An 11241-nucleotide genomic window follows, 5' to 3' on the forward strand; every position below is an offset into this window, starting at 1 on the left:
ACAACACGGTGCGGCCGCACAGTTCTTTGGGCTACCGGCCACCGGCGCCGGAAGCGATTCAGCTACCGCCCATCGGGGCCGTGGCCTAACTTATCGAGTGGTACAAGCATCGGGGGCAGGTCAGGGGATCGCATCGACATTCCCGCTGCGGGCATCCGCGTGCTGGAGGCCTCGCCTGTCTTCGACCGCCACACGGGCGCGGTCCAGGCGTGGCGCTACTTCGTTCTCTTCGCCGAGATGAGCATCCTGGACATGCTGAACGCAGGCCATCCCGTACACGTCTTTCGGGGTGAGGTGACCGAGCGCTTGCGCCAATCCTGCTGGCTACGCGAGGTGGACGGCGACAAGCGCTTTCTCATCTGCACGAATGATCCGCACGACTTGGATGAGCGGCAGGAGGCCACCTACCACGCCTGGGAGGCTGCCGTGAAAGATCTGGGTGGGGATGCGGCTCTGCGGACGCTACTGGACCAGCAGGCGACCGAATGGACGACCAATCTTCTATCGACAGGGGAGATGAGCCGGTGAGAGTGCTCTGGTTCTACGTCTTCGAGTTCGATCCGGACTCCAGCCGCAAGCAGCCCATCGGCGCCTGGATCACCCAGGACGGCAGCCTGGACTACGTGTTCGATCCTGCCTATGCTGAGGATGAGGAGATCCCGTCCGACCTCATCAATCGCATGCTGGAGGTCGGCGAGAAGCTGATCAACCGCGAGGCTTTCGAGTACTGGCAAACCCATCTCGGCTATTTCCGAAGCGCCTGCGAGATCCACGAGGAGGAGGTGGACGACTATGCCGACTTCTTCGCGCGGATGAGCCGTGAGGTTGGGTCCGTCTAACGTTAGAGTTGAGGCGACCGCTGTGGCAGGCACTTCTTGGCGACTGAGGGACGATATTTACAGTGGCCCGGAGCGACCAAGTCGAATCTGACGCAGCGGGTTGGCACGAGCGAGGGGTTAAGTCGCTACGGCAAGTGTGTCCGTGCGCTCTCGCTTGCGGCATCTTGCATCATGTGCTCAGCTTCGGACTACCAAGTTGAGATTGCCCTCGACAACGCGTTTTTCATCGAGTCAGCTACCGCATCGAACATCGTGATCCAGTCCAACACGTAGTCGACGCCATAGCCTGCGGTAGAGCTAAGTGAGTGAACAATCTCGTTTCGACGATCGTAGAACTCGTCGAGCTTTGGGCGAAGGAAGTTTGCGGCCTCCGCAGCTGTTGCAACTCCGAAATACTTCTTTACCCTCGTTCCTTCGGCAGTTCTTTTGACTAGATCACTGATCCCAACGCGGGCCGAAATTTCATCCACTACTCTTGGGCGGAAGTTATTGCTGTGATGTACTGTCGTAGCTGCATCAAGTCTAGACGGGTCGTCGCTGATCACAAAAAGTTGCGCGGCATCGAGCATGGGACGGATCTTTGTCAGAACAGTGGTATCCGGCGTCTGGGGATTCGATTTTGTGAGAATGTTCTTGTCGCGGCTTAGCCGTTGAAGCGTTGTCGTCCAGTACGAGTTACGGATCTTGTGGCGGACTGGATCCGGTAGTGATGGGTACTTGCTACAGAGCAAGCGAGCGCACTCTGAAATTTCTTCGCGAACAAATTCCTCATAACTAGAGGCAAGGAACACCAAGGCCATGGAATTGGTGTTATTGCTGGTGGTTGGACCTATCGTCGAAATGTCAGCACTTGGCCTTGGCGAGGAGAGTACTCCAGGAGCTCTGTAACAAGACTCGATAGCGCATACTATTCGGCGAATGTCGCTCAATCGCTCTACGAATTCATCGTATGGGCCCTGCAGGTCTGGCGCTGGCATGTCAGATGAACTCGGCAAACAGATTGCGGAAGATGTCGATGCGACCTTTAATGTCTGCCGAAGTGCTTGCGACACCAGTTAGTGCGCCACGATGGCTTGTGGAGTTGACGAGCTGAGCGTATTTCTGCTGAACGGCACTTTTATTTGCGATGAGTCGTTCCTCATGCTGGATAATTTCACTTAGCGCAACCATCACACCATCGTAGATCCCAGCAAGGGGTCGATACTCCTCTTCACTAGTTCGGAACGAGAATGGCATACCGTCGAATAGAGAGTCAGCCAGGCGAAGGACTCCTAGATACCTCTCGCCTAACACGCGACAATCTTCCACTGAAGTGTTAATGTTTCGCTCCATGCATCGATCAAGCATCGCTTTGAGCGAGCCTTGGATTTGAACCTCGTTTTCCAGGGCAAAGAAGCGAAGAACCAGCTGGCAATCACCCATTGTCTTGTACAATGAGTTACCCTGACGGGCTTCGTCTTCGTAGTAATCGTTAGGATTAGCGCCCACGTACGGGGGAATTCCCCAAATGCGCGTGAATGTGGAATCGCGTGAGAGTTGAACGATTAACTTATTGAATTCGCCGCCGTAGATAGCATTCCGAATCTCTTGTGCTGTCAGTCGTCTGCCACCAGTATTGAGGCGCTCGAAGACAAAGCGTCGAAGTTCATAGAACCGATTTCCAGTAGCGCTCTTGATCTTGCCTTGAGACTCCTGCAACAGCACCACTGCGGAGATTGATGCTCGATCGAGACTGCGCTTCACCTTGGGTGGTAGGCGCGCATATGGCTTGCCGTTCAGCGACGAGATGATCTGGAGGCCACGAAGGGAGAACTGGTTGCTCAGAAACTCGCGAATCGCATTTAGTCGCTGTTGGCCATCCATGACCTCGTAGCGTGCTAAGTCGTTTTCATAAAGGAAAACGGGTGGAATCGGTATGTTTAGTAGGAGGGATTCTATCAACAAAGACTTCTGCTTGTTCGTCCAGCGCAGCCTACGCTGATATTCAGGACGTAATGTGATGTCTTCGCCATCTTCTATTAGTGCAGCAATCTGTGGCAGAAGAAAGTTGTTCGTCTGATAAACTACGCGAAAAGGCTGTTTTGCGAATTGGTCGTCAATGACGTCTTCACCAGGGTCAGCGGAGAGCGGCTGGTCTACCTGCTCTTCAGACTCTTCGATTTCCTGGGCGAGAGTTTTGGTTTCTTTGAGATTCACGGTTCGCTCCTGTTTTGTTTGCGCTGACCCTAACCGTAGGATTGAGATTCAATGGCATTAATGGTGGCACGGCGTCGCACCGAAGATCCTAAGGCTTGTGGCTTGGCGTCCTTGTGTGGCTACACCTTCGAATGGAATGTACGCGTGTGGCGAACGCGAGAGTCAGCACTCTGAGTGTAGCATTCGGAGAAATTTCCGACCACTCGATGGTCTAGCTGAAGGTTTGTTCGACCGGTTTTTGCGCTGAAGCCCGTTTTTCCTCTTCACCAGTATTGACAGACCCTCTCGGACAGGGGATCGTATCCCGCGATGAACCTAAGTCGCGGGATTTCCATGCACTTCCTGACCGTCGAAGCCGCCCTCTTCCCCGAGCTGACCGCCCAGGCCGCCGGGGCGCCGACGCATGGCGTCCAGTACATCGGGAACAAGCGCAAGCTGTTGGACTGGATCCGCGAGCAGATCCCGGAGGGCGTGAAGACCGTCGTGGACGCCTTCGCCGGTGGTGGCAGCGTCAGCTACATGCTGAAACGCGAGGGCTTCCAGGTCCACTCCAACGACAGCCTCCACTGGCCCCACCACATCGCCCGGGCCATCCTCGTCAACCAGACTGAGCAGGTGACGGACGAGGAGATCGACGCCCTCTGCCAGCCCAACCCCACCGCCGGCACCTTCGTACGCGACCACTACAAGGACAAGTTCTGGAAGGCCGAGATCCACGGCGTCATCGACGAGGTGCGCGAGAACGTCGACGCCTTGAAGGGCTTCAAGAAGGATCTGGCCCTGGCGGCCCTGGGCGCCACCATGCTCTCGGCCCGCGGCTGGTTTCCGCAGTTCACCACTAGCAAGGTCAGCGAGGACGGCTACTCGCCTGAGCAGTTCCACAAGCGCCTGGGCGAGGTCATCCGGCGCCTGAACTCCATGGTGCTGGACGGGCCCACCTGCACGGCGCAGCGCCTGGACGTGCGCGAGTTCCTGCCCAAGGTCAAGGCCGACCTGGCCTATTTCGACCCGCCCTACGTGACCGAGTTCAGCGCGGCCAACTACAGCGCCAACTACCACGTCGTGGACGCGGTGATGGTGAAGGGCGAGGGGCGCACGCCCAACGCCGACAGTGTCACTCGGATGGAGAAAACCCAGGGCGACCTGACCAAGGCCAACATCGCGGCCTTCTTCCAGGAAGTCTTTGCCTCAGCCGAGCACATCCCGGACTGGATCCTCTCCTACCGCGACCACAGCTATCCCACCGAGAGCGAGATGCAGGCGCTCTTCGAGAAGGCCGGGCGCGAGCTCCGCCTGGAGACCAAGGACTTCTCCTATGGCAGCCTGGCCGGCAAGAACCGGGACCAGGCCCCGGCTAAGGCCAAGGAGTACCTGTTCGTCGGAACGACGAAGAAGGACAAGGCGGCCAACCCTGCCAATCCCAAGGAGGATGACGTGAAGGACAGAGAGCCCGTGGACGCCGCGGCCATTGCCGCGATGGCGGCCGCAGCCTCGGACAAGGCCCACCGAGCGGTGGGCGCCCGCATGACGGCGCGCCTGGTTGCCGGTCGGGTGGTGGCCGTGGCGGATGCCAAGCCGGAGGGCGGCGAGGACCATGAGATCGCCTTTGTGCTCTGCCACGCCGGCACCAACAAGAACGGCGACCACTTCACGGTCGAGGAGCTGAAGGCCGCTGCGCCCAGCGCCGCCGGCGTCAAGATCAATCTCAAGCACGGCCAGAAGGCCCAGGACATCGTGGGCAAGACCGAGAGCGCGGCCTACGAGGAGACGGAGGGCGGGCGCGTCGTCTGCGCGGGAAAGCTCTTCACGGGCAGCGACGAGCTGGCGGCCAAGGCCAGGAAGCTCATCCACGAGGATCTGATCACCAAGGTCTCGATGGAGTGCTCGTACGCCGAGGGCGAATGCTCCATCTGCGGCCACAAGCACGTGGCCGTGGCCGACCGGTGCGAGCACCTGAAGAAATCCAAGGGCCAGCAGCTGGACGGCAAGGACGTCTTCGAGATCCTGCACGGCGTGACCTTCACGGGTGCCGGCCTGCTGGAGGGCTACGAGCCCGCCGACCCCAAGGCCGACATCACCTCCATGGCGAGCGAGCCGGACGGCCTAATGCGCGCCGTGTCCTACGGCGGTGACATCGGCAGCTCCAAGCCCGAGACCGTGCGCCAGGTGCTGATCCAGCAGGAGATCCGGGATGATCTCTGGCGCGCCTGGGATGCCTTCCACATCGTCACCAACACGCTGGTCGACCAGTTCGCGGCGGAAGCCGTCACGCTGGAGGACACCAGTGCGAAGATCCGCCAGGCCGCCAGCGACACGGCGGATCGCGTGATCCAGATCCTGACCACCATCAGCAAGGAGACGGGCAACATGGACCCGAACAAGGACCAGCAGGCCTCCCAGAAGGCCCTGAAGGACATGAGCCACGAGGAGCTGCTCCGTCATGCCGAGGAGCTGGCGGGCCTCAATACGGACCTGGCCAGCAAGGTCCAAGCGGCCGAGGACGAGAAGGCCAAGAGTGCGGCCACGAAGGCGGCCGAGGCCCTGGTGGTCCTGATGGAGAAAAAGGGCCGCACGTTCGCAGACGACGCGGCGCGCGTGGCCGAGATCGAGAAGCTGGCGGCCCTGTCCGACGAGGCGCGCAAGGCCGTCGAGGACACCTGGAGTGCGCTGCCTGACAAGTCAGGTGCGCCCGACAAGACGGCTCCCACCGAGGAGGAGGCCGCGGCAGCCGCCGCCGGGGGCAGTGCGGCAGCCGCCGTCCAGGGGCAGCTGCGCGCCAATGCCAGCACAACCCCTGCCACGGAGGGCGACCCCGCGCCCAAGGGCCTGAAGGACAAGCTCACGGACGGCTTCCAGGCCATCTACGCCGAGCGGCTGGCCAGCGAGCGCGGCGAGATCAGCGAGTAGCATCACACCCGACCCGTGTGATGGCGGGGCGGAAACAACTGTAAGAGGAGCGGATCATGTACAACAACTCCCACCCCGGCATCGAGCTTGGCGACGGCGTCCTGAAGGGGCCGGGCACGCCGGGTCAGGTGCTGAAGAGCACGGGCAACAACGAGTTCACGGTGGTGTCGAATGCCGCCGACGTGCCGGTCGGCATCCTCAAGCGCGCGGACAAGAATTGCGCGACGCAGGGCGCGACCGAGACGACCCCGTGCGTCGTGGACACGGGGGCCTTCGTCTTCCAGACGGACCAGTTCTCGGGCACGCCGGCCGTCGGGAACAACCTCACCTTCGACGCCACCACGGCCAAGCTGAAGGTGGCGGTGGCGACGAACAAGATCGTGGGCCGTGTGCTGGCCGTGGACGGGACCGAGATCTCCGTCCTGTGGACCAATCACGGCCTGGTGGCCTAATCGCCTGGGGCGCAAGCCACCCGGCTCCAAGCAAGGAGAACTCCACAGTGAAGACGAACAGCACGAAGGACCCGCAGTTCATGGCCGCCATGGCCTCTCTGATGGCCGAGTCCTTGAGCAAAGAGAGCGGCCTCTACGCCCTGGCCGAGGCCGTAGCGCCGGTGATCAAGATGGACATCGAGCGCAAGAACATCGTGCCCCTGGTCCTGACCGAGCACACGCTCAAGCCGGGCAATGAGGCCAAATACCAGAAGCGCGCGGCCTTGCGTGCCTTCTACATCGGCGTGGGCGGCCAGCCCCACCGCCAGGAGGTGAACGCGGACACGGAGGTGATCTTCCCCATCTTCCGCATCCACGCCAACCCCGAGGTCGACATCAGCGACCTGGCCAATGGCAACATCGGCGCCATCACCGACATGCAGACCGATGCCGCCAGCGCCATCCGCAACAAGCTGAACTCAAAGATCGTGGACCTCTTGTCCGCCGCGGCGGCCACGCTGCCCACGACCAACGTGGTCACGGTGTCGGGCGGCAAGCTGACCGACACGGCGCTGTTCACGGCCATCAGCCGCATCAACGACATGGAGCTGACGCCCCGCTACCTGCTCATCCGTGGCAGCCGGGTCATCGACTTGAAGGACTTCAACCTGGACCCCGAGTCCCGGCGCGAGTTCGTCGAGAAGGGCATCCTCAACCGCCTGCAGGGTGCGGGCCTGATCAACAGCGCGTCCATGAAGACGGATGAGGTGATCCTCATCCCGGACGCCGAGGTGGGCAAGTACGCCATCCGGACGCCCCTGAAGGTCGACCCCGAGCGCAAGGGCTTCAAGGTGAGCTTCCTGTCCTGGCAAGAGTGCGCCATGGGCATCACGCGCCCCGACCTGGTCTTCAAGGTCGTCATCACGGCCTAAGCTTAAGCGACGTGGTCAGTGGCCGGTCGGGGCTTTCCCGGCCGGCGCTCTCTCTTCCCCGGACAGGAGGACTCATGCAAAAGGTGAAGGCCATCGGCTCAATCGTGGTGATCGGCGAGCACGTGCTGCATCCCGATCGCTTCACGCACTTCCCGGACGGCGTGCCGGTGGAAGTGGCCGAGCGCACGGACCTGGTGGAGATCGTCGACGGCGACGCCCCGGCGCTCACGCCCGTCCTCGGCATGACGGCGGATGGCGTGGACAAGACAGGCGCCGTGGGCTGCGACGGTACTGGCGGAGACATCAATCCCGCTGGCGGCGCTGGGAACGGTGACACCACGAACCCTGGCGCCGGCGATGACAGCCTGGGCGGCGTGACGCTTCTGCGCGTGGACGACGACGAGGCCGAAGATGAAGGCGGTGCGAGTGCCCCGACGCCTGATCCCTTTGGTGACGACACGCCGGCCACTCTGGACACGGCGCCGCCGGCGCGCACGTCGAGGGCGACCATCCGGACCTCTTCCGGTGGCCGGCGGTAGGTGACCCATGGCGACAACGGTCACGCAGCTGATCCAGGTGCTTCGCGGCGAATTGGTCGCGGCGGATGAAGTCGACCTGACAACCGACCAGCTGCGCAATGCCCTGAAGCGGGGCCTGGCCCTGATGAACCGGGACTTCGAAGTGGCCTACTTGATGGAGGCGGACCAGGAGACGGTCACGCCGGAGCTCACGGACTTGGACCTGGAGCTCCTGCTCCTGGCCGCCACGCCCACGTGCTGCCGGATCGAGATCGCCAAGGCTGCCCGGCGCCCGAGCTTCAAGGCCGGCGCCATCGAGATCGACACGACTCGCGCAGCCGGCGCCTGGCGCGAGCTGCTCAGCCATGCCCAGAGTGAATACCAGCGCCTGGTGGAGATGGGCGAGTCGGATCGCCAGGCGGCGCTGCAATCCCTGCTCTTTGAACGCGGATCCGTGATCACATCCGACGCGGCTTCCACATGAGCTATCTGACGGCGTCCGAGGCGATCCTGGCCCTGGCGGATGTGGCACGCCTGCTGGCATCGACGGGCGACGTCATCCAGCTCCGCCAGCGTCAAGCCCCCCCCGCCTCGGGCTTTGCGGGGGATCCGGCACCCGAGTTCGGATCCCCCGTGGCCGTCCCGGCCGTCCTCACCGCCAAGGCCCCGGAGGACCTGCTGCAGGAAGGGCACGAGCTGCTGGTGGTGGTGGGCCCGGACACGGTGGTGGCGGAAGGTGACGAGTTCACGCATGGCGGCCATCGCTACCAGGTGGAGGATGTCGTGCCCCGGAATCTCTTCGGCACGGTGACGCACCTGGAACTCACGCCCAAGCAGCTCCACGGGAGCGTGTGATGCTGGACGGCGTGACCATGCTGCTGGACAAGAAGGCACTGGGCAAGACGCAGAAGCTGCTGGCGGCCTTCCCGTCCGTCCTGGCACGCAGCCTGGCCATGGCCATCCTGGAGATCGCCAAGGTCGTGCAGACCCAAGCTAAGCGCAGTCTGACGGACGAGGGCGCCATCGACCTGGGCGCGCTTCGGGCCTCCCTCCACATCCTGGTGCTGGGTCCGCTCACGGTGCTGGTGGGCACGCCCAGCGAGTACGCGGCGCCGGTGGAGTTCGGCACCGTGGGCCACTTCGTCAAAGTCGAGAACGTGCCTGGCCTGCGGGAGTGGCTCATCCGCCACAAGATCCCACAGGGCGAGTCCCGGACCTATTTCTACGTGCATCCCAAGCCCAAGCCCTTCATGCAGCCGGCCTGGATGATGGGCGTGGCCATGGCCCCGACAACGGTCCAGCACGCGGTGGAACTGGCCTTCAAAGCAGTGGAGAAGCACCTGGCATGATCGTGGAGCGCGCCTTCGCCGAGCACCTAGTGGTGCTGAATCCGGTCCTGCACGTCTTCAAGGACGAGCTGGCCTGGACGCAGGCGGGCGAACCCTGGCCTTATCTGCTGGTCACGAAGACGGCCGAGCGCCTGCAGGGCAAGGGGACGGGGCGCTACGACGTGAAGGAGTGGGACAACGCGGCCCAGGAGTGGGTCTACCAAAAGGCCTGGGCGCGCCGACTGACCCTGCGCCTGACGCTGCGCAGCGCGGCCATGAGCGGCAAGAGCGGCGCGACGGTGCTGGACAAAGTGTCCGAGACGGTGCAGACGTTCCTGCGCCGGCATGCTAATGGACAGGCCCTGGATCTGGTGGACTCCATCACGCTGACCCCCGTCCACCTGGAGCGCCTGCGCTTTCTGGGCGAGAGCGACCAGGGCCTGCAGCTCACGCGCTTGCCCTTCGAGGCCCAGCGGACACTGGATGTGGAACTCTGGGCGGAAGTGGTGGACGAGGTCCAGCGCGCGCCTCTGATCGAGACGATTTCCCAGAGCATCGAACTGAATTAGGAGCCCAGCATGAAGGCAGGCGACAAGCCCCAGGAAGGGACCGAGACGAGCGGCGGCGGCCAAGGAGCTCCGGCCCAGTTCACGCAGCAGCGCGCAGCCACGGTGATCAAGCGGCTGAAGATCCCGGCAACCGTTGCGGCGGGCGTCCTGGCCGAGCACGGGCTGACCCGGACGGCCCTGGTGGATCCGGTGGAGTTCGAGGCCCTGGTGACCGCGTGGCTCGCGGCTCCGGCGCAGAAGCAGTAGGGAGGCATCATGGGCAAGATCATCAAGGACGTCTACACCGAGTATTTCTCGGGCAAGGCGGGCATGAGCCAGAAGCCGACGGCCGTCGAGTTCGTGGCCGGCGCGGCGGGGGGCGGCGACAAGCTGTCCCGCGCCATCATCAGTGACAAACGCAGCGCCCTGGACCTGTTCAAGTCCGGCCCGCTGCTGCAGGCCCTCCTGGAGCGCCTGGATGCGGGCTCCACGGTCATCTACGCCATGCGCCTGGCGGGCAGCGCCATGGCCAAGGCCACGCGCACGCTCTCCGCAGGCGGCATTCGCCTCGACGGCTACTACCCGGGCGCCTGGTGGAACGGCGTCTCAGTGAGCGTGACGGCGAACGGCGCGGACCGCACGATCGAGATCGTCGATCCCGACACCGACACGGTCCATGCCTTCACGGGCACGACCAACCAGGCCCTGGTGGACGCCATCAACGCCGGCCAGTCCCTGGTGGCGGCCGTCAAGCTGAACGACACGCTGGTGGCCGCGAGCGGAGCGGCGGCGCTGACGGGGGGCAACGACGGCCTGACTCTGGCCAACGGCGATGTCACGGCGGGCATCACGGCCAGCGAGGACTTCACGGATGTCAACTGGGTGCATTTCGTGGGCGCGGACACGCTGACTCTCTGGGCGGCCATCCTGACCAGCTGCAACACCATGGTCACGTCGAATCTAGGCGAGCGCTTCGCCTTCCTGGACGTGCCGCGCATGGTGGTGGCCGATCCCCTGAAGCCGACGGCGGGCGAGGTCTCCACCTACGTGGCGACGATCCAGGCGCTCATCGCCACGGTGGCGGACCAGAACGCCGTGATCCCGGTGGGCGAGGCCCAGTACACGGACATGGCTGGCACCGTCTACTGGAACCGCATCACCTCCACGGTGGCGGGCCGATATGCGGCACTGAAGGTCCAGGAGAGCCTGCTGGCCAAGTCGGCGCCGAACGTCTCCAAGCTCTGCCCCGAGTGGAACGTGGGCCAGCAGACCATCCTGGTCACCGAGAACCTGATCCACATGCGCAACGAGCCCGGCCTGGGGCTGATCTTCGGCAGCAGCAACAACCGCTGCCCGGAAGGAAGCGCCTACAACCGCGTCGAGAAGGTGCGCGCCACCTATGCGGCGGGCAAGGCCTGTCGCCTGGCGGCCCTGCCGCACCTGGGCAAGCCCAACGACTCGGAGGGCGAGGGCCTGCTGCTCATGGAAACCGACATGCGCGCGCCGCTTTCCCTGATGGCGCAGAAGGGCGAGATCGACCAC

14 protein-coding genes are annotated in these 11241 nt (G+C 63.2%); 12 read left to right on the plus strand and 2 right to left on the minus strand.

The annotated features are described in order from the left end of the window. The first annotated feature begins 159 nt into the window (after positions 1–159). Complete coding sequence (locus WC326_16185; GenBank protein ID MFA7332608.1) at positions 160–528, plus strand: hypothetical protein; 369 nt, start codon at positions 160–162, stop codon at positions 526–528. Next, a complete protein-coding gene (locus WC326_16190) occupies positions 525–839 on the plus strand; it encodes a hypothetical protein (protein MFA7332609.1) in 315 nt (104 codons plus the stop codon). The genes WC326_16185 and WC326_16190 overlap by 4 nt, the downstream gene beginning before the upstream one ends. A 188-nt stretch (positions 840–1027) precedes the next feature. Here the strand turns inward: WC326_16190 and WC326_16195 are convergent, their stop codons facing one another. Beyond that, entirely contained in the window at positions 1028–1639 is a 612-nt protein-coding gene (locus tag WC326_16195) for a HEPN domain-containing protein (protein MFA7332610.1), read from the minus strand. A 178-nt stretch (positions 1640–1817) separates the two neighbouring features. Beyond that, complete coding sequence (locus WC326_16200; GenBank protein MFA7332611.1) at positions 1818–3035, minus strand: DUF262 domain-containing protein; 1218 nt, start codon at positions 3033–3035, stop codon at positions 1818–1820. 309 nt (positions 3036–3344) lie between these two features. Between WC326_16200 and WC326_16205 the strand changes: the two genes are divergently transcribed. The 10 genes from WC326_16205 to WC326_16250 form a co-directional block, all read left to right on the plus strand. Then, positions 3345–5942: a DNA adenine methylase gene (locus WC326_16205; protein ID MFA7332612.1), complete on the plus strand. Its 2598-nt coding sequence runs from the start codon at positions 3345–3347 to the stop codon at positions 5940–5942. Positions 5943–5998: 56 nt separating this feature from the next. Next, the gene (locus WC326_16210; protein ID MFA7332613.1) at positions 5999–6394 is read left to right on the plus strand and encodes a hypothetical protein; all 396 of its coding nucleotides are present in this window, start codon (positions 5999–6001) and stop codon (positions 6392–6394) included. A gap of 47 nt (positions 6395–6441) precedes the next feature. Beyond that, on the plus strand, positions 6442–7305 hold the full coding sequence (locus WC326_16215) for an HK97-fold major capsid protein (protein ID MFA7332614.1): 864 nt from the start codon (positions 6442–6444) through the stop codon (positions 7303–7305). Between the two features lie 74 nt (positions 7306–7379). After that, the gene (locus tag WC326_16220; protein ID MFA7332615.1) at positions 7380–7844 is read left to right on the plus strand and encodes a hypothetical protein; all 465 of its coding nucleotides are present in this window, start codon (positions 7380–7382) and stop codon (positions 7842–7844) included. 7 nt (positions 7845–7851) lie between these two features. After that, positions 7852–8307, plus strand: coding sequence for a hypothetical protein (locus tag WC326_16225; protein MFA7332616.1), 456 nt, complete (start codon positions 7852–7854; stop codon positions 8305–8307). Then, a complete protein-coding gene (locus tag WC326_16230; protein MFA7332617.1) occupies positions 8304–8678 on the plus strand; it encodes a hypothetical protein in 375 nt (124 codons plus the stop codon). The genes WC326_16225 and WC326_16230 overlap by 4 nt, the downstream gene beginning before the upstream one ends. After that, on the plus strand, positions 8678–9172 hold the full coding sequence (locus WC326_16235) for an HK97 gp10 family phage protein (GenBank protein ID MFA7332618.1): 495 nt from the start codon (positions 8678–8680) through the stop codon (positions 9170–9172). The genes WC326_16230 and WC326_16235 overlap by 1 nt, the downstream gene beginning before the upstream one ends. Continuing rightward, the gene (locus WC326_16240) at positions 9169–9720 is read left to right on the plus strand and encodes a hypothetical protein (protein MFA7332619.1); all 552 of its coding nucleotides are present in this window, start codon (positions 9169–9171) and stop codon (positions 9718–9720) included. Before WC326_16235 ends, WC326_16240 begins: the two co-directional genes overlap by 4 nt. 9 nt (positions 9721–9729) lie before the next feature. Continuing rightward, positions 9730–9966, plus strand: a complete 237-nt coding sequence (locus WC326_16245; GenBank protein ID MFA7332620.1) for a hypothetical protein — start codon at positions 9730–9732, stop codon at positions 9964–9966. Between the two features lie 9 nt (positions 9967–9975). Continuing rightward, on the plus strand, positions 9976–11241 hold a 1266-nt coding region (locus WC326_16250; protein MFA7332621.1), incomplete at its 3' end, for a DUF2586 family protein.

The organism is Candidatus Delongbacteria bacterium (assembly GCA_041675285.1).
In the GTDB taxonomy this organism is placed as follows: Bacteria; CAIWAD01; CAIWAD01; order CAIWAD01; family CAIWAD01; genus CAIWAD01.